Here is a 25,096-nt window from a genome sequence, read left to right as displayed (position 1 = left end):
AACCCCTTAGCGCAAATGAATAGTGGTGTTAACGCCGGTGTTCACACTGGCATCATCGAACCAGCGGGCCGTGACGGTTTTGGTCTGGGTGTAGAACTGCACCACTTGCTTGCCGTAAGGCCCCAGGTCGCCCAGCTTGGACCCACGTGAACCCGTAAAGCTGAAGAACGGCACCGGTACCGGGATGGGGATATTGATGCCCACCTGGCCCACGTCGATTTCACTCTGGAACTTGCGCGCTGCCGCGCCACTTTGCGTGAACAGCCCTGTGCCATTGCCAAAGGGGTTACGGTTCACCAAGGCGATGGCCTCGTCCAGGGTGTCCACCTCCAGCACCACCAGCACGGGCCCGAAAATCTCTTCGGTGTAGATGCGCATGTCCGTGGTCACGCCGCTGAACAATGTGGGCCCCACGAAATTGCCCTGCTCAAAGCCCGGCACCTGCACGCCACGCCCGTCCAGTTCCAGCGTGGCGCCTTCCTGCACGCCGCTTTCGATCAACGCTTCGACCCGTGCCTTGGCCCGGGTCGAGATCACTGGCCCCACATCCGTGCCGGGCTCGCTGCCGGCATTTACTTTCAGTTGCTGCGCCAGCGCCTTCAGGTCCGGTATCCATTCACGGGTATTGCCCACCATGACCGCCACCGACGTGGCCATGCAACGTTGCCCAGCCGCGCCAAACGCCGCGCCTACCAAGGCATTGAGGGTTTGCTCACGGTTGGCGTCTGGCAACACTACCGCGTGGTTTTTCGCTCCCATCATGGCTTGCACGCGCTTGCCGTGCTGGCCCGCCAGGTTGTACACATGGGTGCCCACGGCCGTTGAGCCTACGAACGACACGGCCTTGATGGTGGGGTGGGTACATAGGGCGTCTACCACCTCCTTGCCGCCGTGGACCACGTTCAGTACCCCTGCCGGCACACCGGCTTCCAGGGCCAGCTCCACCAGCAGCAGGGTGGAGAGCGGGTCCTGCTCGGAGGGCTTGAGCACAAAGGTATCGCCGCACACGATGGCCATGGGGAACATCCACAGCGGAATCATGGCCGGGAAGTTGAAGGGCGTGATACCGGCGCACACACCGATGGGTTGGCGCAGGGTGTAGGTGTCCACCCCGCCGGCCACGTTCTCGGCAAACTCACCCAGTTGCAGGCTGCCTACCGAACAGGCGTGCTCCACCACTTCAAGGCCTCGGAAAATATCGCCTTCGGCGTCGGCCAGGGTCTTGCCCTGCTCGGCACTCAATACCGCGGCAATGCGTTTGCTGTGCTCGCGGATCAGCGCCTGCAGCTTGAGCATGATGCGCATGCGGGCGCCGATGGGCGTGGTGCGCCAGCTGGCAAAGGCCGTGTGCGCGGCGCTTACGGCGGCATCGACTTCGGCAGGGGTGGCGAAAGGCACCCGAGCCAGCACTTCTTGGGTGGCGGGGTTGACCACGTTTTGCCAATCGCCGCTTTGGGAGTCTACCCATTGCCCGTCGATCAGCAGTTTGACTGTCTCAACCCGTGCACCGTCGCCTGGTAGGGACGCATTCATGTAAACCTCCGCGTGATTGTTATTGTTGGCATACGGCCATGGTAGGGGTAGCACTGGCAGCCTAGGTCCAGTATAGGTAGGCAAAATTCCAACAAGAACGCAGATATAAGCCAGACCATCATGCAGAAACACATCACGTCACTGGCAAGCCTGAACTGGGACGACCTCAAGTTTTTCCTGGAAGTGGCACGCCTGCGCAAAGCTAGCAGCGCGGCCAAGCGGTTGGGGGTCGACTACACCACGGTGTCGCGCCGAATTACCGCCCTTGAGGCCTCCTTGGGCACGCTGCTGTTCGAGAAGTCCCGCACCAACGGCTTCAGCCTCACGGCCGAAGGGCAGCGGTTGCTGGGGTATGCCGAGTCCATTGAAAGCACCCTGCACATGGCCTGCGAGCAAGTGACCGGCTCGGGCCTGGCGTTGTCCGGGCATGTGCGCATGGGGTGTACCGAAGGGTTTGGCAGTTTCTTTATTACGCCTGTGCTCAGCCGCTTTGTGGAGGCCTACCCGGCCATTTCCATCGACATTCTGCCGCTGCCCCACTTCATCAGCCTGAGCAAACGCGAGGCCGATATCGTGATTGCCCTGGAGCGGCCCGAACATGGCCCTTATGTGTGCTGCAAACTCACCGACTACCGGTTGCAACTGTACGCCACTGCTGGCTACCTGGCCCGCCACCCGCCTATCACTGACGTATCGCAATTGGCCGGGCACCCCTTTGTCAGCTACGTGGACGACCTGGCCTTCAGCGCCGAGCTGCTGTACCTGAGCCACCTGCTGCCCACGGCCAATGCACGGCTGCGCAGTACCAGCGTTGTGGCCCAGATGATCGCAGCCCGCCAGGGGCATGGGTTGGCCATACTGCCCTGCTTCCTGGCGTGTGAAGCGCCTGAGCTAGTGCCGGTGCTGCCCGAGCAGGTATCGGTAACGCGGCAGTTCTGGATGTACTGCCGCGAGGACCTGCGCAAGCTCAAGCGGATTACCCTGCTGTGGGATTACATTCGGGCGGAGACGGAGGCCAGGCGAGGTTTTTTAATGGGCGAGTAATGGGAGCGAGCTTTGGCCGCCTATAGCGCAATTACTAACGCTCATGAAGGCTTTCACGAACCATCACTTCCAACGGCGTAAGGAAATAGCTGATCAGCCTACGTTGCCGAGTGGTGATCTCGGCAGTGACGGCCATACCAGGGGCCAAAGCCAGGGGTGGTGCGCCGCTACGCTCAAGCAGGTGGCTGTCCAGCCTGATACGCACGGCATACGTAAGGCCACGTTGCGGGTCCTCGATGGCATCGTGTGAAACGCTACTCACCACGCCCTTTACCAGCCCATAGCGGGTGTAGCTGAACGTCTCGACCTTCACCTGTGCTGGCTGCCCCGCTTGCACGAAACCGATGTCCTTGTTGGGCAGGAAGGCTTCCACCTCCATGAGCTGGTCTGCCGGCACAATCACCATTAAGGCCTGAGCTTCGGTTACCACACCGCCCTGGGTATGGACAGCCAGTTGCTGCACGGTGCCGTCTACAGGTGCTATCAAGGTGCGAAGGCCATGACGCAGGTGGGCTTTTTTCAACTCCTGCTCCGCGGCATTTGCCCGCAACGCCGCGTCCTGCTGCAAATCCAGCATGCTGCGGCGTTGCTGCGCCAGGATGCTCATGCGCCGGTGCGTGGTAGCTTGCAGGGCAGCGGCAATTTCCTTGCGACGGGCCTGTAACTGTTCCAGCTCCCGCTGCTGTTGCAGGTATTCCTGCTTGCGTTGGAGGTAGTGGTGCTTTGCAACGGCCTGCTCGGCCAGAAGCGCCGCGTAGTCTTCGGCCAGCTCCCGGGCGATGGGAATCGCCTCCTGCAAAGCCCGGATGGAGACGGCCAAGGAATCCCGCTCAAACCCCGCGCGAGCAATGTCTGCGTCGGCCTGGTCCAGCTGGCTGCGCAGCTCAAGGTACTGGCCCTCCAGCCAGCGCTGAACGGCTTGCCGTTTCAACGCGTCAGCCCCTGCCAACGCCTCAACAGGCAGGGCTGGCGGTTGCACGTGGTCCACACTGGCGATCATGGCGGCTGCGCGGGCAGCATCGATCTGTGCAGATAACAAGTCCGCTTCAAGCCGTGCCAGGTCAGCTGCAGTGCCACGGGCCTCCAGCTCGATCAGCACCTGGCCTTTGACAACCGTTTGCCCGTCCTGAACGTGAATGGCCTTGATCACAGCCGTCTCGCTGGGCTGAATGACTTTGCTTCGCCCGTTAGGCACGATTTTCCCTGTAGCGCTGGCAACCACATCAATGTGGCTGACGCTTGCCCACACCACTGCACCCACCAGAACCGTCAGGATCAGCCCCTGCAGCAGGCGGGGAAACGAGGGCGGGGGCCGGTGTTGCAAGGCAAGCACAGGGGCCATAAATGCCCACTCGGGGGTGGGCCCAGTACTGGCAGGGCGCCTGTGCTGCCAGGCACTGCGACAGGCCGACCTATAGCGTTGCAACCTGGTTCGCCAACGCCTCATGCCCCGGCCTCCTGCTGCAGCCGTAACAGGCGCGCATAATGCCCTTGGGGTAACAGCGCCAAATCGCTCGGCCTTCCTTGCTCTACCACCTGCCCCTTATCAAGTACCAGTAACTGATCACACCCTTGGAGGGTTTCAAGGCGGTGGGCGATCATGATCACCGTCCGGCCCTGGCAAATAGCGGGCAGCGCGGATTGCAGGTGCGCCTGGGCTTCACTGTCCAGCGCGCTGGTGGCTTCGTCGAAAATCAGAATAGGCGGCTCAGGCAGTAAGGCCCGTGCGATGGCCAAGCGCTGCCGCTGGCCGCCTGAGAGGTTGCTACCTGCTTCGGCCAGGCGCGTGTCATACCCTTGGGGCAGCCGCTGGATAAAGCCATGAGCACCTGCCAACTGCGCCGCCTGTATCACCCGTGCCCTGCTCGCGCCCGGCAGGCTTAGCGCAATGTTTTCATGCACGGTGCCTTGGAACAAAAAGGGGTGCTGCATCACAACGCCCACTTGCCGGCGCACGCTTGCAATGTCCGCCAGTGCGATGTCGTAGCCATCCATGCGGATATGGCCTTTGGCAATCGGGGCAAACCCCAGTAGCAGCTTGAGCACGGTACTTTTGCCAGAACCGGAAGGCCCTGTAATGCCGATACATTGGCCCGCAGGGACTGAAAAACTAAGGTGATTCAGCACATAGGGCCCCTCCGCCTCATAGCGAAAGCACACTGAATCCACGTCAATGCGGCCGCTAAGCGCTGGTACAGGTACTGCGCCGGGCGCCACTTGCACAGGTGCTTGCAGAATCACCGACAGGCGCTGAAGGGCTACCCTGGTTTGCTGGTACTGCCCCCACACCTGGCCCATACGCAGGGCCGGCTGTGCCACGCGTGCCGCATACAGGTTGAATGCGATGAAGCTTCCAACGGTCAGGGCGCCGGACATCACCGCCTGCGCCCCCCACCACAGCGTTGCTGCAGTCACGAGCTTGCCCACCAGCCCAATGGTTTCTTGGGCCGACGCGGCGGATAAGCCCAGGCGCCGCTGCGCCAGGGTGGCTTGGGTCAGGCGGTCGTCCCACTGCGCCGCGCTCCAGCGTTCAGCGGCCAAGCCTTTCAGGGTGCGCACGGCATTGACGCTTTCAACAAGAAAGGCCTGGTTATCCGCTGACAAGGCCTGAGCGGCCATGGCTTGCCTATGCAATGCAGGCCCCCACAGCAGCGCAATGGCGCCATAGGCCACTAGTGAGGCTGCAACCACAGCCGTCAATGCTGGGCTGTAGGCAAACATGATGGCCAGAAAGGCAAAGGAAAATACGCCATCGAGCACCACGGCCAGGCAGTGATGGGTGAGAAAATCCCTAACGGTGTCCAGCTCACGCAAGCGCGAGGCAATATCTCCAATAGGCCTTACTGAGAAAAAACCAGGGGCAAGGGCCACTACGTGGTTAAACAAAGCGGCCTTCAACTCAGCGTCTAGACGCGCCAGCGGGTAAGCAAACACGCCATATCGGGCTGCGCTGAATGCCGTTTCGAACAGCAGGGTCGCCACCAACCCAAGCATTACAACCTGGAGCGTGGACAGGTTGTTGTGGACCAGTACGTTATCCATGACCACTTGGAAAAAAAGCGGCGTGACCATCGAAAAGGCCAGCAGGCCGACCCCGGCAACCAGCACGCTTAGCACGTGGTGGCGGTACTTGCGCAGGACTGGCCAACACCATTGAAAACCGTTTTGGGAGGGGGCCACCGTTTGCGTGGCGACAGGCCGAGCCAACAGCACCCGGCCGTTACTGCGGCTGCGCCAACCTGTATGGCTCACTGCAAAGGGCTCGGGATCATTGGCGCCTTGAATCCACACGTTGTCGCCTACTTGCCGCCACAGGATATAGGCGTGGTTACGGCGATCACGCCCTATGGCGGGCAACGGCAACCGGCGCACAGGGCGAGTGCTGTGCAAGATGCGTGTATCAAACCCTAGTGACCGGGCAGCCAACTGCAGCTGGTCATCATTCAGCGCGTGGCCATGCTCACCCTGTTCGTGCGCAAGCTGGGTGGCACAGGCGGGAATGCGGTAATGGCGAGCCAGCTGAACCAACGCCCACAGCGCTGTATCCGCCCCATGCTCAATAGCAGGATGACTGTTCATGAGAAAAACCAGGTAAAAGGCGCCGCGTGCAAACAGCGGCGCGTTAAGGGAGGAGGCGTGTCACGCGACTTGGGCCATCAGCGGCACGTTGGTCGGCTGACGCAGGTCCCAGGGTAGGCCTGTACTGCCGGCGGCTTCCGGTGCAAACGCTGCTATCGCCTGAACAAGCGAAGCAGGCGCCAAGGCGGCAATGCTTTCAGCGGGCTCGGCCACACTGACCAAGGCTTGCGCCATGGCAGGCTTGGGGTCTGGCAGGTAGGGAGCACTGCCAGCAGGCGCAAATACAAAGTGCTGCTCGGCCAGCTGGCTAGGGTCCAGGCCATCGATGTACATCACGTCGATGAACTTGCCTTCAGCGTTGGGGGCTGTCTTGATCGACGTGCCGTTAGCCAGCGCCAAGCCGTTGATGACAATGCGCTTTTGCTTCTCAAGCACCAACTCACCCCAATGCGAAATCCCCAACTGGGCAAGGTCGATCTTGTCCGTTGAAGGGTTGAAGCCACGCAGGGCGTTTCGTAGGTTGGTTTCGCCTTCTTGGCGCGCCGCTATGAACGTCGCGGGCCCTGGCTCACTGCGTTCGTACACGGTTCCCAACAGCTTCGCTTCGGCGCCACTGGGCCCAAAGTTAAGCCCTACCCCTTTCCCACCGCCGCTCAGCACAACCTCCCCCACCCCTGCTGCCGGCAGCACAGGCGTTACCGGCGCTTCACCCGCGAAGTACCCCTCAGGCCGCTTTACCTGCCGGTCGAAACGGAAATGGTCAGCCGACACACTGGCGGCTTGAGTATTGGCCAGGGTGATGCGCTGCCCGTTAGGCAGGCTGACCTGTGTGTCCGCGTCGGCTTGAGTAACGGCCAGTTCCGTGAAAGCAGTAACGCCCACGCCACTGAGGTTGATCAATTCGCCCCTAGCAGCCTCGAAGCCTTCAAGCCTGTCCTGGCCACCCGCACGCTGGCGCACCACGAACAGGTCTTTTCCAGCGCCGCCAACCAGCGTATTGGCACCTCGCCCGCCCTCCAGTACCGTGCCCTGGCTCGAAGCGATCAAGGTGTCGTTGCCGTCGCCTGTGATCACATGGGCCATGCTAGCGGGCGACATAATGCTCAAGGCCCGGCCCGCCAAAGTGGCGCTGCCCTGCTGAAGGTCGATGTTCACGTCCCCTGAAAGCGCGGCGGCGTTGAGCGTGTTGTTGCCGCCAGGCGTTCCGTTGACGGCGTCGTCCAGCACGGCCCGGCCCGGTTCCATGGCCAAGGTGGCAAATTCATCCGTGTACACGTACTGGTCATCGGCAGAGGCCGCTTCGCCATACGCGCGCATCCCCCAGCTCGTGAGTGTGATGGGTTTGCCGTCGGCGGCATTTACGGCTTCCAGCGTCCACGCACCCTGGCTGTATTCACCCCAATGCTGGGTTGAGGTGAACGTATAGTTGAAGGCGCCGGCTCGGTCACTGCCACGGTCAGCGTCGCCGGCGCCTTCCCCGGAGCGTTTCTTGCCCGCGCGGTCCAGTAACAGGCTTTGCGTACCTGCCGGTGAGGTAAGCCGCAATTGCAGGTCACCCAACTGGCCCACCTCGCTGTAGATGTCGACTTCAATATGTTCAACCTTCACACCTGCGGTGAGCACATGCTCGGACCGAACCGATTGCCCAGCGCCAATGGCCAGATTAACCGGCGTATTGATCACACCCACGCTCTGCTCGTTGGCCAAGGTACTGCTGGCAGGCCAACTTTCCGCCATTCTCACCGCGGCACGGGCATCGACCTTGCCGAAGCCATAGTCGTCACTTTTATGCAGGCCACCCCCGTTTACGGCCTTCGCGCCGTTGTAGGCCCAGTGCGTGGTGGGATCAGCCACATACGTGGCAGACAGCGCCAAGATGCGCTGCACATCCCGGTAACCTAGGGAGGGGTTGGCTTCCAGCATCAACGCGGCGATGCCCGACACGATCGGCGCTGCGAAACTGGTGCCTTGCGTGGCGCTGTAATCACTGCCAAATACCGAGCCGCGCTCCGTGTCCAGTTTGCGGCTGGTAGACAGCACGTTGCTGCCGGGGGCGGACACCAACAGGCTTGTGCCTGGGTTGGAAAACGGTGCAGCACCCACATTCAAGGTTGATAGGTCCCCTTGAGCATTGATGGCGCCCACCTGGATGGCGTGGCGATGGCTATTGGTCAACGACCCCTGTGCGCTACCCCCTTTGGCCCGCCCGTTGCCACCTGCCGTCACCATCACGGTGCCCAAGCCGCCGCGGCCATTGCGCGCCGCGTACTGGGCATTGAGCATCAAGGCCGTTTCGGTGGTGATGCTGCCGCTGGTGAGGTTGGTCAGGGCAAAGTCTGTGGTAAAGCCCCAGCTGTTATTGGCCACGTCGTAATGGGACGTATTGGACAGGCTGGTAAGGTCATCGCCCCGGTTGGCCAGGTAATGCCCGCCGAGGGTAACGCCGGGCGCCACCCCCACCGCACCCTGGCCGTCCCGTGCGGCGGCCACTACGCCTGCCACTTGGGTTGCATGGTTGGAGAACTGCGTTGGCAAGGTGCCTGCTTTGCATTGGGCAGCTAGCCAGCCTGGGTCAACATTGGGTGTCAGGTCTGGATGGTGGATGTCGAAGGTTTCAGGCTCTACCGCGAATTCTCCCCCCGGCTCGAAAATACCGACGCGTACGCCTTTCCCGCTGTACTGCTCCCACACCGGCAATACACCCACATCCCCCAAGTACCATTGGCGAGCAGCCAATGGGTCGGTGGGGGCCTGGTCTGTCAGCAGGTGCACCTCGCCACGCATGGGCGCCATTTCGCCCGTTTTGAGGCTGACCACATTCATGGCCGGGTTGCCTGCGGCGTCCACCAAGGCGTACTTGAAGCCCATGGCGCCCTGACTGGCAGGGTTGGGGGTGAACACCACATCGCCCTGTTCATTCAGCACAGCCGTGCCGCCTAGCCCGTCGCTGACTTCGCTGATGCGCAATGGGCCTTGGCTGCCCATAGGCTGATCGTTTGCTAACAAAGCGGCTGCCGCAATCACGCGTGCCCCCTCCCTTCTCGTCAAGGGCGCGCCCGCGGCATCCGTGCGTACCGTATCCGTGACCGGCATTGCATTCGGCCCTCCAAGGTTCACGGCGGAAATATCGGCGAAGTTGAGTTTCTGGATGCGCGTCAGGGTAAGGGTGCCGTCGCGGCCAGCGACCTTGTCTTCGATGCGGTAACCGTTGTCGATGGGCGTAATCACGTAGTCCCCATGATCGCCATGAAGGGTGACCAGGTTGGTACCGCCGCCCCCGTCGATGGTGGCGTTTCCCTTGCCTGCTTCGATCACGTCGTCGGCGTCGCGGCCGGTGATCCGAGCCTTGCCCGCCCCTGCAAAGATAATACTGCCTTGCGCAGAACCAAAAATGAGGTCGTTTCCAGGGCCAGCGTAGATCACGGATTTACCAGCCCCTCCAACGATGATGTTGCTGGACTCCCCTCCAACTAATACGTCGTTGCCACCTCCGCCAATAAGGGTACTACCGGCGGCACCACCTTTCATGAAAACGCCGTAATTACCGCCAGCGATTAAGACGTCATGCCCCCTCCCGCCCTGAGCCATCATTAGCCCGCTCTTGGCCAAATTAAGTGACACGCCGCGGTCCCCGACTACAATCGCGCTGTCTCGCCCACCGCCACCGTTGATCTGAGTCGTGTCATCGCTGGCGCTTATCAGGAAGACGTCGTCTCCTATGTTGCCCTCATACCGATTGTCGCCGCCCCCTCCAATAAGCCAACTGCCCTCGGGGCCCGCTTTGAGCGTATCGTTGCCTAGCCCCCCTTGCACCGTTTGCACGCCGAGTGTTTGAGCATCCAAGGTAACGCCAGTATCGTCATTGGTAACGTAGCTGATCCGCTTCACCTCTGCGGTACTACTTTCAATGCGTTTACCCTGGCCCTCCTCATGCAGCCGATGACTTACTGCATCGCTTAGAAAATTCACAGCCAGCGCTTCACGCTGTTGTCCATCAATAGTAAACGTGCCTGAGGAGCGAAGGGTATTGCCGCTTGGATGGGTAGTATTGTGGACAACGGCGACAACAGAGATTTCTGAAATAGACCAGTCATCCAGTGTTTTCAGCTCTCCTGGCTCACTACTACCACTGCGATTTTCATCGGCCCATACTCGAAGGTGCTGCCACTGCGCATCAGCTGCGGTGATAAGCCCATCTCCATTGCTGTCCAATGAGGCAAGCGCTGCGAAGGCGTCAGGAAACTTCACCTCTCCAGGTTGGCCTAGCTCGCCAGGCTTTCCGCCCAAGTACTCGGAAATGAGTTGCCCTCCGTGCCTAATGGTCTCACTGCCATCATCCAGCACTAGCAAGCCAGTACCTGCCCCCGCCCACCCGGTGCGCTTGAGTGTGCCGCTGTTATCAATGTCGAAAACTACCCCGTCGGCAATAGACACCATTTGCACGCCTTGCCCTGTTAAATCCAAAAGTAATGGATCTACGTAGACATTATGAGTGGTGTTAGCGCCTAAATTATTGAAGATAAGGCTGTTTTGAAGGCGTTCGAGAGGGGTGCAAGCGGCACCTTTGTCGATGTAGGTTTGCTGAAGGTATTCATTGGGCTTCACGTTAGGGTCGACCTGTATTTCTCCAGGCCGAACGCCACCGGTAGTCAAACTTGCAATCTGTGAAGACAGGAAATCTGTTTTATCTAACGCTCCTCGGGAAAGCAGCGCCTGGTGGGTAGCCTCGGATACGGCATAACCGTCGCGAACCGACTGGGCTGTCTCGGTCTCCTCCTTTGTTTGATTCCTAGGCAGCGGGTTGTTCTTGATAAAAATCGCGAGTTCTTCGTCTGGTACCAGATAGGGCGCAAGGGTAAGCAGCTGGTTAGCAGAATCTTGCGCCAATGTCGCCGCCTCATCGAGAATCGGGTTCGATAAAGCACTCATGGTACGAGGGCTGCCAATGCGTGATATCCAACCGATCACATCGGCATCCTGAGAGGTTTGAGCGTGGTACCCCATTTCCTTTAGGGTGTCTCCAGCAATTATTACTTCGCTTACAAAGCTACCAGCCCGGCTTAGGGTTCGCCTCCAGTAATCGTCATGCTCATGTTCTGGTATTGTTTTTAATACAGTGTGCAGCGTCCAATAATCTGGATGAAGCCCCACCCCAGAGAAAGTTTCATCATGAAACTTTCTCGCCTGCTTTAGGCTGACATCATCTGAACCTTCGGCAATATTCTTTTCAAGCGTATCGATATACGCGACAGCCATAATTCTCTTGATGTCTGAAAGCAATGCCTCTGGCATTTCCGCGCCTTTATCTTCAAAGTACCGCTCCTTCATATAAGAAACAGCCGTTATGCCCGCAAATGTATCTTCCTTTGCCACGCCATTAGCGAGTATTGCATATTTGGAGCCCTTAGACGCTAAAAAGTCGTAAGCAGCGGCTGGGCCATTCACACCAAGAATTTCCTTAGCGGTCGCAATATCTTCGTTTGTTATTTTCATAGCTTACTCTCCTTTGCGTTTAAAACTGGGAACCGCAGGCGCATTGGCGCCAGACTTTAGCCCCTAACGGGCGCAAGAAAACCGAGTAACAGCAGTAGAAAAATAGCCCACTGTAGAAAACCATTGCTTAAATCAAGCCATTACACTGGCGAAAGCCAAGATACAAATTTCATATCTGCTTACCCCTAAGTCTTGCATACTTATAGTGATTCAACTGGGATTCCGCCAAAGACAAATACTCCCACCACCTTTCAATATGCTCCATTGAAAACCCTACATCTACTGACGCACTAAGCTTTCGGCTATACATTTCAAAACTACATTGTGGGAATGGTAAACCAATACTGCATCTACCATAAATATAAGGGCTTTCTTTGGAACCAGGCTTCCAAAATATGCGTTCAGGCCAGCCATTTTTTACGTCGAAGCTAAATAACCTTAAATTTTTTTCATAACCATCCTCCTTGCTCGCATCCAATCTATACGCCCTTCGAATGGCCACTAAGTCCTCTAAATAACGTTTATTATTTGTCAGCGAAATACCGCCTCTTACAAAGCAATCCTTGTTTGACCTTACGTCGAAATTCACCAATTCATACCCTGGTATACACATACGAAATATGAGTCCAGTCAGTTGGTCGGCGCACCCACGGTTAGGATTCGGAAAATCTCCTCCCCAAGGATCGTCACCTACGTACTGCGCTATTGGTCCAAATATTTCCTTCGGAAAGCGATAAACCCAGTCCCCAATAGTGCCGCAGATATAACCTGGAGCTATCCGCGCTTCTGCAATGCGGTGTTCACTTTTTTTCTCATGAGTTAAGAAAACCAAAAGCTCTGGATGGTAAGTCAAGCGAATAGCAACCATCACAGCGAAAACCAGCAGCACAAATAGGCCTTTCTTCATCAGGACGTTCCTACCCCTACTACCTAATAATCTAAAACTCAATAATTCAGGGCTATGCGTATTTCAAAAAACCAAGATAAAAATTTCATATCTGCTTACCCCTAAGGCTTGCATACTTATAGTGATTCAACTGGGATTCCGCCAAAGACAGATACTTCCACCACCCTTCAATATGCTCCATTGAAAACCCCACACTTACCATTGCGCTAAGTTTTTGGCTATACATTTCAAAACGACATTGTGGAAATGGTGAACCAATACTGCACCTACCAAAAATATAGGGATTTTCTTTGGAGCCAGGCTTCCAAAATATGCGTTCAGCCCAACCATTTTTTACGTCAAAACTAAATAACCTCAAATTCTTTTCATAACCATCTTCCTTACTCGCATCTAATCTATACGATCTTAGATCAGCCACTAACTCTTCCATAGAATCCTTATTATATGTCAGCCAAATACCGCCTTTTACAAAGCAACCCTTGTTTTACCTTGAGTCGAAATTTACCAATTCATACCCAGGTATACACATACGAAATATGCGTCCAGTCAGTTGGTCGGCGCACCCACGGTTAGGATTCGGAAAATCTCCACCCCAAGGATCGTCACCTACGTACTGCGCTATTGGTCCGAATATTTCCTTCGGAAAGCGATAAACCCAATCCCCGATCGTGCCGCAGATATAACCCGGAGCTATCCGCGCTTCTGCAATATGGTGTTCACTTTTTTCCTCATGAGTTAAGAAAACCAAAAGCTCTGGATGGTAAGTCAGTCGGATAGCGACCATAACAGTGACAACCAGCAGCACGAATAGGCCTTTCTTCATCAGTAACTCTCCTAGCCTTAACTCCGAAGCATCTGGAACCCAATCATTCAAACACCACAACCCGGTCCGCTGCCTTCAACGCCTGTGCCTTATGGGCAATAATCAGCACCGTTCTGCCCTTCACCATTTCCGGCATGTTGCTAAGAATGTGTTGTTCGGCCTCGGCATCCAGCGCGCTGGTGGCTTCGTCCATGATCAATATTTTCGGGTTGGTAAATAGCGTTCGTGCCAGTGCGATACGTTGCCGTTGCCCGCCTGACAGGGAGCTGCCGCCTTCCTGTAACAGGGTGTCGTAGCCGCGGGGTAACGTGAGGATGAAGCCGTGCGCGCCAGCGAGTTGGGCGGCAGCCACAATCGTATCCAACGGCGCGCCAGGGTCGTTGAGGGCGATGTTTTCGCGCACGGTGCGGCTGAGCAGTACGCTCTCTTGAAGAACAACGCCAACGCGTTCCCGGATCGAGAGCGGCTGTAGGCCGGCGAGGTCGATACCGTCGATCAATACTTGCCCTTGCTCAGGCACATAGAGTTTCTGAAGCAGCAGGGCCAGCGTGCTTTTGCCGCAGCCGGAAGGCCCTTGAATGCCCACCACTTCCCCTGCCTGTACCACAAGGTTGAAGTGTTCGAGCACAGGCGGCTGGCCTGGGCTGTAGCGGAACGTAATGTCACGAAACTCGATATGCCCAGCCACTTCAGGCAGTACCACCAGCGAGGTGTCGTGGTCTTCGCGTGGGGTATCCAGTACGTCCGCCAGGCGGTGCATGGCGATACCGGCTTGCTGGAATTGCACCCACAGCTGTGCAAGCCGTTGTACGGGCTGGGCGACGCGGGTGGCGATAAGGTTGAAGGCAATGAGTTGCCCCAAGGTGAGTGAGGAGGCGATCACCAGCCAGGCGCCAATACCCAGTACGGCCGCTGTGGTGAGCTTGCCGACCAGGCTTACGGCTTCTTGCATGAGGGTGGAGATATTGCCGGCGCGTAGCCCTGCCAAAGAGGTATGTGCCTGCAAGCGGGCCCAGCGCTGTTTCAACTGCGGCTCGGCAGCCAGTGTTTTAAGCGTGCCCATGCCACGCAGGGTTTCCAGCAGAAACGCCTGCTGCTCTGCGCCTTTGTTGGCCTGTTGTTCCAGCCGTTGGCGCAAATGCGGCGTAAGCCACACCGCCAGCAAGACATAAAGTGGCAGCGAGCAGAGCACCACAGCGGCCAGGGTGGGGCTGAGGTAGAAAAGAACGGCCGTGAAAAAAGCGAAAAACACGGTATCGACCAGGGCACCAAGGGTTTGAGCGGAGAGAAAATGCCGAAGGGTTTCAACCTCGCCCAGGCGAGCAGCAATATGCCCACAGCGGCGAGCTTGAAAGTAAGGAAGGGGAAGCGCCAGCAAGTGGCGATACAGCTGGCTACCTAATTTGGCGTCAATGCGGGCGGCTGTGTGTTCCAGCAGGTAGGTACGGATGGCGCTCAAGCTGCTTTCCAGAACCGCCACACTGACTAGGGCCAGCACCAGTACCTCCAGCGTATGGAGGCTGTGGTGCAGCAGCACTTTGTCCATTACCGCCTGGAAAAACAGCGGAGAAGCCAGCGCGAAGACCTGCAGCGCACAGGCGGCTAACAGGATTTGCCCCAGCCACTTGCGGTGTTCGACCAATGCGGGAACGAACCAGGTGAAGTCAAAACGGGCCAGGCTACCCGTGCTCGCCTGCCCGCCGCGCAGCACCAGCAATTGGCCTGACCACTGCTCGCTTAGCTGTGCAAGCGACCAGGTTTCAGAACGCCCAGTGGCAGGGTTATGGACCAGCACTTCGTTTTTTCGAGTGGCGGCCAGGATGAAGCCCTGCCCGTCCACGCCCAGCGCAATGGCTGGCAGTGCCTCCGTGGGCAGCGTGTGGGCAGCGCATGGGTGGTATTGGCCCACCAAGCCATAGGCCTTTGCCTCCTTGAGCAGCCCAGGCCATGTGACGCTTGGATTAGCCGAGGCTTTTGCCTGACAGTGGTGAAAGCGCGCGATTGCCTGCAAGCATTGCATCAGGCTGGTACTGCCCGTGTCCATGATCCGAGCCTTTCAACGAAGTCGGACCAAGGTTAACCATGAGCGCCGGCCCTGTATGTCGGACCGCGTCCGAAGCTTCTGTAGGAATCTTCGAGATACCTTAAGCGCTAGGACCACTACCTACCTGGGTTACCCCGCCTGCTCAAGCATCAGCCCACTCAAGCGCCTTACCCGGCGCTTCACGGCCTCTTCGAAGATGCCGGGCCGTGGTTCGATCAGGCTGAACCAGTGGCGCGCGCGCGTGATGCCGGTGTAGATCAACTCTTTGGTGAGCACGGGGTTCAGTGCATCCGGCAGCACCAGCGCCGTGTGTTCGAATTCGGAGCCTTGGGATTTGTGCACCGTCATGGCGTAGACGGTTTCCACGTCTGTAAGCCGGCTGGGTAACACGAAACGCACACCGCCCTGGCCGTCGTTGCGCGGGAAGACCACGCGTAACGTGAGAGTGGACGAGCCCTCGGCTTCGGGCAAGCGCAAGGCGATGCCGATGTCCCCGTTCATCAGGCCTAAGCCATAGTCGTTACGGGTCATCAACACAGGGCGGCCTTCGTACCAGCTGTGGTCACTTTCGATCAGGCCAGCGGCATACAAGGCTTTGGTGGCGCGCTGGTTGACGGCCTCGACACCCCAGGGGCCTTTGCGCACGGCACACAGCAGGCGGAAACGGTCGAAGGCGGCCAGCACCTGCGCCGCCCAGGCCAGCCAGGCCGGCGCCTCTAAGGGCGTACCGGCAGCCGGCCGGTGAGTGTTCAGCAGGGTGAGGTAATACCGATAGCCACCTGGGCCGTTGTTGTTACCGCTGCCCCGCGCCACGCCGTTTTGCAGCAGGCGCTCCAGGGCCTGGTCCTGCTCGCCTTGCAGCCGAACAGTGGCAATGTCTTGGAAGCTGCGGTCCCCCAGTAGGCGGCGAGCGTCCTCGGGCCGCTGCTGGTTCACACAGCGGGCCAGCTCACCGATACCGCTGCCTTCACCAAACCGGCGGGAATGGCGCAACATCACCAGTTGCTGTGCCAGGGCATGGGTTTGCGCATCGCCCTCGTGCAATTGGGCGGCGGCCAGGCTTTGGCCAGCCACGGCTTCGAGCCAGGTGCGGGTGGCCTGGGAGTAGTAACCCAGTTCGGCATCGCGGCACAGGTCCCCCAGCACTGCGCCGGCCTCCACAGAGGCCAACTGGTCCTTGTCACCCAGCAGAATCAAGCGCGCATGGGGTGGCAGGGCCTCCAGCAGGTTGGCCATCATTTCCAGGTCGATCATGGACGCTTCGTCCACCACGAGCACGTCCAGCGGCAAAGGATTGCCCCGGTGGTGGCGGAAGTGCCGCGTACCTGGCCGGCTGCCCAGCAAGCGGTGCACCGTGGTCACTTCCGTGGGTATACGGGCCTTGATGGCGTCGGCCACGTCCAGGCCCTGCACCTGGACACCAATGGATTCGGTCAGCCGCGCCGCAGCTTTGCCAGTGGGTGCCGCCAACCGAATGCGCAAGGGCCGATTGGCTTCTACCCTCGGGCCCTGCAACAGCGCCAGCAGGCGGACCACTGTGGTGGTTTTGCCGGTGCCGGGGCCGCCGGTAATGATGCTGAACGCTGCACGTGTGGCCAGAGCGCAGGCCAGCTTTTGCCAATCGATGCGCTCGCCGCCTGCATCCGGGAACAAAGCCGCCAGCCGCTCGGCAAGGTCGCCAGGTACATCGGCCGGTGCAGCCAGGCGTTGGCGCATGGCGGTGTCTACGGCACGCTCGTAATTCCAGTAACGGCGCAGGTACAGGCGGTTGCCGCTGAGCACCAGCGGGCAGTCTGCGCCTCCCTGTGCACCTTCGGCCACCAATGAGGAGGCGCGCAAGGTGTGCTGCCACCCGGCCAGGCCTAACTGGGCCAGCACCTTGGACGGCAGCACTTCGCTGTTCAGGGTAGCGTCCCCTTCTGGGGGCAGGGATAGGGCGAAGTCAGGCTCCAGCAGGGTTTGTTCAAGGTCCAGGCATACGTGGCCATGGCCCAGTTGGTGGCTGGTCAGCGCAGTGGCCAGCAGTACCAACGGGTGAGCGGTGGCCACGCGCTCGGCGAAGAACCGTACCAGTGCTTCGTCCAATGGCCGAAGCCAGCCCCGGGCGACCCATTGCTTGAGCAGCTCGAACAGGCCTGCGGTAGTGGCCAGGGGGTTGGGCTTGTCCAGCTCGGTGTCCAGCTCGGTAGAAAATAGGTCGGTCATACGGGTGCGCCCCCGAACAGGTCAGCCTGTGCATCGGTGTCGCGCTGCTCCAGCTTGCCTTGGAACAGCAGGTCCAGCTGTTCGATCAGGGCACGGGGCGGGCGGTTGAAATACACGCCACGGGTACGGGCGCTCAGCCCTCGCAAGTAAATGAACAAAGCGCCCCCCATGTGCTGGTCGTAGTCATAGCCCGGGAGCCGGGCCTGTAGTTGGCGGTGAAGGGCCAGCAGGTACAGTACGTACTGAAGGTCGTAGCGGTGCTCAAGAATCGAGATTTCCATGGCAGCCGGTGAATAACTGGCGTCGTCTGCTCCTAGCCAATTGGACTTGTAGTCGGCCACGTAGTAGCGGCCTTCGTATTCGAAGCACAGGTCGATAAAGCCTTTGAACAGCCCGTTGAGCCGATAGCCTTCCGCGGCGGCACGTGGGGCACCGTTATGGGTGTGCTGACGCACCAGGGTATCGAGCCGGTGCACATCAACCTGGCGACTGGCAAACCAGAACTCCATTTCGTAGCGGTAGGTGTTCAGGTCTACCAGGCGTACCGCGTGCCCTTCGGCCAGTGGCAGGGGCACCTGCAGCAGGCCATTGAGCCACTGTTCCAACGTGGGAATCCATCCACTCCAGCCTCGAGTGGCACAGCGCCGGGCCAAGGTATCGCGCAATTGCTGAGGGTGGGCGGCCAAGGCCCCAAAACCTTCGCGGCCGGCCCACTCCAGCAAGCCATGGAGAAACGTGCCTGGGTGCGGGCCACGGGGAAACTGATGGATCGACCCCTGCAACGGGAACAGGGCCGTAGCACTACTGAGCGGTTCGTCGTCCAGCAAGTTCTGCGCGCGCAAGCTGTCGGGGGCCAGGCCACCACCGTCCACGTTTTCCGCGATGCGCAACGCACTGTACGACGCGATCCACCAGTGTTCCGCAGCCCGCCGAGCAGGCACACGCGCCGGTTGTAGCTGTTGGTCGCGCTTGGGCGGCACGTACACCTGTTCGGTAACCTGGGGCACAGGTACAACCGCCAACGCCGGGTTCCCGCCTTGCACGCTGGCAAGCCACTGGTTGAGCTGCTCGGATTCCGCCAGAGGCAAGCCACCGCCCAGCAGGTACCCCAGCGCAGACCGGTGCAATGCAGACTTGCTCTCGCGCCCCCGCTTGAGGTCTGCAACACCTAGCCAGCACGCGTATTGGGCACGGGTGAGGGCGACGTAGAGCAAACGCAGGTCTTCGCCCAGGCGCTCGTCATCGGCAGCGGCAATGGCGGCCTCATCAGGTGACATGGACACACGCACCTCGCCTTGGGAGCCATGCCAGGTCACTGGCAACCGACTGCCGTCTACAGGCCGTGCGCTGCACACGAAGGGCAGGAACACCAGCGGGTACTCCAGGCCCTTGGACTTGTGGATGGTCACCACCTTTACCAATTGCTCATCGCTTTCCAGGCGTACCACTTGCTCCTCGCCGCCGTCCTGGGTGCTGGTGAGGCGCTCGGCCAGGTAGCGCACCAAGGCCTGTTCCCCGTCGAGTTCGGCGGAGGCCTGCTGCAGCAATTCGGTCAGGTGCAGCAGGTTGGTGAGAATACGCTCACCTTCCGGGCGGTCGGTGAGCTGCAGGGGCAGGTCGAAGTCGTGCAGGAGGCGGCGCAGCATGCTGAGCACGCCCTGGGTGCGCCAGAGCGTGCGGTATTCGCGGAACTGCATCACCCGTGCTTCCCAGGTGAGTTCGTTACGGTTCAGGGCTTCCAGTTCACTTAATGGCCGGGCCAGGGTCACGCTGGCCAGCGCAGCCCGCAGCAAGCGGTCGGCGTCCGGTTCGGCGCAGGCGCGCAACCACGCCAGTACATCCAGCGCTTCCTGACTGCGAAACACGGACTCTTTGTCTGACAGGTACACACTGCGCACGCCCCGTGCCCGCAATTGCGTGCGTATGGCTCGCGCTTCGCCGCTGTCGCGCACCAGAATGGCGATATCAGCCGGAGCCAGTGGCCGAATGTCCCCCGCTTCGCTGGTAAACCCACACTGGCCTTCCTTGGCCAGCGCCAGCAACCGCACAATTTCACTCGCGCATGCTGGGGCCAAGTGATCCCGGTAATTACCGTTGGCGACCGGCTTGTCGCTGGCCAAGGCCCAGAAGGTCAAGGCCGGCTGGTCGCTACCGGCCACTTGAAACCGATCCTTGCGCCCTTGAGCAGCCACGGGCACAAAGGGTACAGGGTTGTCGTCTGCTTCTCGGAACAGAAACGCACCCCGCCCCTGCTCCCGGCTTTCGGCCTGCTCGAATACCCGGTTCACGCCGGCCACCATGGCCTGGGTGGAACGGAAGTTGGTGCCCAGGCTGTGCAGGCGGCCGGCGCTGGCCCGGCGTGCGCGCAAGTAGGTATGAATGTCCGCGCCGCGGAAGGCGTAAATGGCTTGCTTGGGATCGCCGATCAGGAAGATGCCCAGGTCGCTGCGGTTATCACCGATCTGGTAGATGCGTTCGAAAATGCTGTATTGAATGGGGTCGGTGTCTTGGAATTCATCGATCAGCGCCACGGGAAACTGCTCGCGGATGATGTGCGCCAAGGCTTCACCAGACTCACCCCGCAGGGCGGCATTCAAGCGCAGCAGCATGTCGTCGAAGCCCATTTCCGCACGCCGGCGCTTTTCGGTTTCAAAGCGCTGCGCCACCCAGGCTGCCGCGTGCTGCAGGGCCTCGGCGCCAGGGTCTGGCAAGGCACTGAGCTGCTCGCGCAGGGTTACCATGGCCTCGAACGCCTCATGGCTGGGGGGCGTACCTTTCCAGGCTTCAGCAATGCCCTCGGGGGTGAGCCGCTCGAAGCCTTTGCCGATGTCCAGGTGGTGCGCGTGCGGGTCGGCCTGCCATTGGGCAATGCCTTGCAACCAGGGCTCCACATAGCGCGCCTGCAGCTTGCGCGCATCCACGGTTTTGTCGGCGATACCTTGCAGCAGCAGGCCACGCACCTGCTCGACCCAGTCGCCCCAAGGCTGTTTGAGCCGTGTCAGTTCATCCAGCCGACGCTGTAGCCCCGTTTCGATGTGGTGGCCAGGGTGGCTACCTTCCTCAACAGGCTCGGCGGCGCCTAACAGTGACCTCACCCGCAGTAGCAGGCTGCCAGGGGATTTCCAGTTGTCGCGTACCCATGCCAGGGTGTCGCCCGCCATCCCATAGCAGTATTGCCGCCAATAGTCGCGGACCACTTCGCCCAACAGTTCGCTGTGGTCTGTCTCCAGGCTTTGGGTAAACAGGCTGCCGCTGTCGAATGCATGTTCGCGCAGCATGCGCTGGCACCAGCCATGAATGGTAGATACCGCTGCTTCGTCCATCCACTGTGCTGCGGCATCCAGCTTGCTCGCACACAGCGGCCATTGGGCCGGCGGGTAGTCCTCGCGCAGCTGCCTTACCAGCTCATCAGGGGCAGGCAGCTCGTCTCGAAAAAACTGCGCAGCCTGTGCCAGGCGGGTACGAATGCGATCGCGCAGCTCTTTGGTGGCCGCATCCGTAAAGGTGACCACAAGGATTTGAGGCGGCAGCAGTTCACGGCCAAAGCCGCAGTCCTCTCCTCCATGGCCCAGTACCAGGCGCAAGTAAAGCGCCGAGATGGTGAAGGTTTTGCCCGTGCCGGCACTGGCCTCGATCAACTGGCTGCCGTGCAGGGGGAAGGTGAGGGCTAGAGGGCGGCTCATTGGGTAGCCTCCTGTGCAAGGTCAACCCAGGGGGCTTTGAACAGCGGTTCATACAAAGTGGCCACCCAGCCTTCGAAGGTTTCATCCTGGTTCAGGGCAGTGAAATCCGGGTACTGCCTGGCCAGCGCCATGTCTCGGGTACGCTCACCGGCCGCGCCGAAATCGCTGCCATCGTACGTGGTTTGCGCGGCTTTCAAGCCGCTCTCGCGATCCTTGGCCTCCAGAAAGGCAAAGGCGGTACGTGGCGCCACAGGCAACGGTTGGCACATGCCCAGTTGCCAGGCGTTCAGGAGGTCGGCGAGCACTGCAGTGGCGGTGCTTCTTTCAAGGGGTGCGAGCAACAAGGAGGTGTCTGTAGCGACAATGGCCGTGTGCAAGGGCAGGCCTTCGGCGCAGGCCACCACGTGTTGTACCCAACTGTCGATAAGCCGTGACCATTTGCGCCCGCCTCGGGTATTGATGGCGTTGGCGACCAGAGTAACGGTCAGGAGCGAGCCCCCTTGGCCCTCATGCACACCGCCAAGCCAGCCTTCAACCGTGATGCCGTGGGCTTCGAACTGCAGAGGCAGTGCGCTTTGCTGAGGGTGAGGCCAGCGCACCAACAATGCCTGGTACCGCGTAACCAGGTCTGGCAACGGGGCGATCAGCTCGGCCTGTAGCAGTGCTCCGAAGCCGGCCATGGGCAACCGGCCTGCCGCCTGCAAGCGCTGCGCCTCGTTCTGCAGCAAGGCCTCAAGGCCGTCCGCCTCTCCTTGCACCGCCGCTTCTAGCAGATGCTTGCTCAACCCGTAGTGTTGCAAACCGTCGAGGGTAAAGGGCTCAGCCTCTTCAAGGGCACCCTGCACGTCTTCGAAATAGACCTTTAGGCGCTGGGTATAGAAGTGCTTCACCGGGTTGCGCAGAAAATTGGCCAACACCTCAAGCCCAATAGGCGCGTCTGGGGCCTGAGCAGGTAACGCTGGCGAGGGCGCGACTGTGGAAGCGGTTTCGTGTACCCGCTGCCACTCTCGGGCGTAGCTGAACACATCAGGGTTACCGGCTTCGAAGTAGCGCGCACTGAAGGGTTGCAGCGGATGCTCCAGGGTCAGGGCTTCGATCAGGTGGTGGTCGTACTGTTCGGTACCCGTTAGCCGCCAGCCGCTCGAAAGGTGGTCCCGAAGCTGACCGATCAGCACCGAGGGCGGGCGCTCGGTGTTATCCCGAATACTGCGGCCTACCCAGCTTATGTACAGCTGATCGCGTGCAGACAGCACCGCCTCAAGTAACAGGTAGCGGTCGTCTTCACGCCGCGACCGGTCACCGGGGCGGTAGTCCACGGCCATAAGGTCGAAGTCCAAGGGGGGCTGGGCGCGGGGGTAATCTCCATCGTTCATGCCGAGCAGGCACACCACATCGAACGGTATGGCCCGCATGGGCATCAAGGTGCAGAAGTTTACCGAGCCGGCCAGGAAGCGCTGGTTCAGGCTGCCTTGGTCAAGCCCTGCCAACCAGGCCTCACGCACCACGGTCAGCGGCAACGCTTCGTTGAGGTCTACCCGCTCACAGGCCTGCAGCCATTGGTCGCGCAATTCATCCAGCTGGATCAACAGGTATTCGGCGTGTTCGTCCTGGGCAAGGAAGAGGTCTGCCAGCAATTGCTGCAAGCGCTCACCCCAGACCTGAGGCGACGCTGGCGTGGCCAAGGCTTGGTACCAATGGTCGAGCCGGTCAATCAGCGCGTACAGGGGCCCCACTAAGGATGCATCAAGCCCGCCTACCTCGTCATAGGGTTCAATGCCGTCGAACCCTGCCCCGCCACCCACGGCATAGCCTAGCAACATGCGCCGTAGGCCGAAGCGCCAACTGTTTTGCTCCATGCCGCCGGGTAGGCCAAGGGTGGTGCGCTGGCCTGCGTCCAGGCCCCAGCGAATGCCGGCGCCTTCTATCCAACCATGAAGAATGGCCAAGGACTGCTCGGGAATACCAAACCGGGCGCGCAGTGCCGGTACATCCAGCAGGTCCAGAATCTCACCCACGGCAAAGCGGCTGTCCGGCAATTGAAGCAGGTGTTCAAGGGCGATCAACAGCGGATCACGCCCTCGTTGCCCTTGGTCGTTGAGGGTGAAGGGTATGTGCCTAGCGTCATCACGAGGCACCTGCCCGAACACGGCCCGAATGGAGGGCGCATACGCGTTGATGTCGGGGACCATGACGATGATATCGCGGGGCCGAAGTTGGGGATTGGCCGAGAAGCGCTGCAACAGTTGGTCGTGAAGAATTTCAACTTCGCGCTGTGGGCTATGTGCGATATGAAAGCGTATGGAGATGTCCTGAAGCGGGTCAACTTCCGGCCATAACTCCCGGGTTTCCTGCATCGGCCGAAGCTCAAGAATGTCATTCTGCAACTGGCTCAGCAGCGTTGGGCTTTCATCGTCACTGTAGAGGTCGATCTTGCCGTCGCTGAAGGCCCCACGATAGCTGTCGGGCTTGTCAAACTCATCCAGCAGGCTGATGTAATCTCGCCCCTGCTTACCCCAGGCGGCCAACAACGGGTGCGCATGTTGGTGAAGGCTTTCGATGTCCATCTCGGCCGGCATGCCTGCCTTACGCTGTTGGCGGCGGTATTCCCTGCGCAGCAGGTCCTTGTCGGCCACGATATCTGCCCAGTGGTGACGGCAGGGGTTGTGCACACACAGCAGCACTTGGGTAAACCGAGCCAGGCCCGCCAAGGCGTGCAGGGCTTGGGCTGGCAGTGAAGAGATACCAAACACGATCACGCGCTCAGGCAGGTTGGAGGGCGCTGTTTCGGCCTCCATGATCACATCCATATAGCGCTGGTGCACCCCGGCCCGGCTTTGCGCCATGCCCTCAACCCCAACGTCTTCCAGCAATGCCTGCCATAACGCCGCCTGCCAGCAGTTGCCTTCTGGCAAGGGCCTCATGTCGCCACGCGCACTGCGTAACTGGAACGTGCCATTGGCCCAGTCTTCCAGCCAGTCGGCGCGGTATACTTGGTATTGGTCATACAGGTCGGCCAAGCGCTGAGCCAGTTGGTAGCGCTTGCGCATGTCCATGTCGTCACCCAGGAAACGTGCCAGGGGTTCGAAGGTTGGCTGGCCGATGACCGTGGGCAGCAAGCGCATCAGCCGCCAGGTGAGGGGTGTTTTGTCCAAGGGGGACGTTTCGGGAATTTCGTTTTTGCCGAGCACTGCCCGGTACAACTGCCACATGAAGGTACCTGGCAATTGCACGTCAATGGCCGCCGCAATACCGCAGCCGCCTTCATCCCGGTCCTCGGCCAGTGCCATCTTGAGCCACTGGGCAATGCCATTACTTTGCACCAGTGCCACTTCGTTTTGCAGGGGTAGCAAGGGGTACAAGCGCATCCACTCTACTACCAGGCTTCTCAGATCGTCTGGCCGATTTCCATGGATAACCATGAACCCTGGTGTGGTGGACGCTGTTGCAGACATTGTGTAGCTCAGTATCGAGAAAGAGGCTGACCATGCCATTACTGGCGGGAGGTCGCAAGGTGGCAGGGTGGCGTGAGCGGCGTATTTGAAACGGCCTGAAAAGACAAAACCCCTGATCGCAGGGCGACCAGGGGTTTTGGGTTTGAATCTTGACGATGACCTACTCTCACATGGGGAAACCCCACACTACCATCGGCGATGCATCGTTTCACTGCTGAGTTCGGGATGGGATCAGGTGGTTCCAATGCTCTATGGTCGTCAAGAAATTCGGGTTGCGGCTTCGTGTTCACGGCTGTGTTCACGCAGCTGCAGATCTGGGTATGTGATGTGTGA

At 59.7% G+C, this 25,096-nt stretch carries 12 protein-coding genes and 1 rRNA gene; 1 reads left to right on the top strand and 12 read right to left on the bottom strand.

Annotation, left to right across the window (positions count from 1 at the left end; translation table 11 throughout):
• Positions 1 to 6 precede the first annotated feature (6 nt).
• On the bottom strand, positions 7 to 1,533 hold the full coding sequence (locus HBH25_RS19480; RefSeq protein ID WP_168085603.1) for a CoA-acylating methylmalonate-semialdehyde dehydrogenase: 1,527 nt from the start codon (positions 1,531 to 1,533) through the stop codon (positions 7 to 9).
• Between the two features lie 120 nt (positions 1,534 to 1,653).
• Here HBH25_RS19480 and HBH25_RS19475 point away from each other — a divergent pair, with 120 nt between their 5' ends.
• Positions 1,654 to 2,577 carry a LysR family transcriptional regulator gene (locus HBH25_RS19475; RefSeq protein ID WP_168085602.1) on the top strand — a complete coding sequence of 308 codons (924 nt, stop codon included), beginning with the start codon at positions 1,654 to 1,656 and terminating at the stop codon, positions 2,575 to 2,577.
• Positions 2,578 to 2,611: 34 nt separating this feature from the next.
• On the opposite strand, the gene HBH25_RS19470 is transcribed toward HBH25_RS19475, so the two are convergent.
• The 11 genes from HBH25_RS19470 to rrf form a co-directional block, all read right to left on the bottom strand.
• Positions 2,612 to 3,919 (bottom strand): HlyD family type I secretion periplasmic adaptor subunit, encoded by a 1,308-nt coding sequence (locus HBH25_RS19470; protein WP_229631976.1) that lies wholly within the window; start codon positions 3,917 to 3,919, stop codon positions 2,612 to 2,614.
• 101 nt (positions 3,920 to 4,020) lie between these two features.
• Positions 4,021 to 6,156: a peptidase domain-containing ABC transporter gene (locus HBH25_RS19465; RefSeq protein WP_168085600.1), complete on the bottom strand. Its 2,136-nt coding sequence runs from the start codon at positions 6,154 to 6,156 to the stop codon at positions 4,021 to 4,023.
• 60 nt (positions 6,157 to 6,216) lie between these two features.
• Positions 6,217 to 11,124 carry a S8 family serine peptidase gene (locus HBH25_RS19460; RefSeq protein WP_168085599.1) on the bottom strand — a complete coding sequence of 1,636 codons (4,908 nt, stop codon included), beginning with the start codon at positions 11,122 to 11,124 and terminating at the stop codon, positions 6,217 to 6,219.
• Between the two features lie 694 nt (positions 11,125 to 11,818).
• Positions 11,819 to 12,556, bottom strand: a complete 738-nt coding sequence (locus HBH25_RS19455; RefSeq protein ID WP_168085598.1) for a hypothetical protein — start codon at positions 12,554 to 12,556, stop codon at positions 11,819 to 11,821.
• Positions 12,557 to 12,641: 85 nt separating this feature from the next.
• Positions 12,642 to 12,986, bottom strand: coding sequence for a hypothetical protein (locus HBH25_RS19450; RefSeq protein ID WP_168085597.1), 345 nt, complete (start codon positions 12,984 to 12,986; stop codon positions 12,642 to 12,644).
• A gap of 54 nt (positions 12,987 to 13,040) precedes the next feature.
• Positions 13,041 to 13,379, bottom strand: a complete 339-nt coding sequence (locus HBH25_RS19445; RefSeq protein WP_168085596.1) for a hypothetical protein — start codon at positions 13,377 to 13,379, stop codon at positions 13,041 to 13,043.
• A 43-nt stretch (positions 13,380 to 13,422) separates the two neighbouring features.
• Entirely contained in the window at positions 13,423 to 15,423 is a 2,001-nt protein-coding gene (locus tag HBH25_RS19440; protein ID WP_168085595.1) for a peptidase domain-containing ABC transporter, read from the bottom strand.
• A gap of 129 nt (positions 15,424 to 15,552) precedes the next feature.
• The gene (recD, locus tag HBH25_RS19435) at positions 15,553 to 17,628 is read right to left on the bottom strand and encodes an exodeoxyribonuclease V subunit alpha (protein WP_168085594.1); all 2,076 of its coding nucleotides are present in this window, start codon (positions 17,626 to 17,628) and stop codon (positions 15,553 to 15,555) included.
• The gene (gene recB, locus HBH25_RS19430) at positions 17,625 to 21,311 is read right to left on the bottom strand and encodes an exodeoxyribonuclease V subunit beta (RefSeq protein ID WP_168085593.1); all 3,687 of its coding nucleotides are present in this window, start codon (positions 21,309 to 21,311) and stop codon (positions 17,625 to 17,627) included. The genes recD and recB overlap by 4 nt, the downstream gene beginning before the upstream one ends.
• Positions 21,308 to 24,763: an exodeoxyribonuclease V subunit gamma gene (gene recC / locus HBH25_RS19425; protein ID WP_168085592.1), complete on the bottom strand. Its 3,456-nt coding sequence runs from the start codon at positions 24,761 to 24,763 to the stop codon at positions 21,308 to 21,310. Before recC ends, recB begins: the two co-directional genes overlap by 4 nt.
• A gap of 147 nt (positions 24,764 to 24,910) precedes the next feature.
• Positions 24,911 to 25,026 (bottom strand): 5S ribosomal RNA (gene rrf, locus HBH25_RS19420).
• Positions 25,027 to 25,096: the final 70 nt, after the last annotated feature.

This window comes from Pseudomonas quercus, from assembly GCF_012033695.1.
GTDB lineage: Bacteria > Pseudomonadota > Gammaproteobacteria > Pseudomonadales > Pseudomonadaceae > Aquipseudomonas > Aquipseudomonas quercus.
This window is presented reverse-complemented; position numbering and strand designations above follow the sequence as displayed.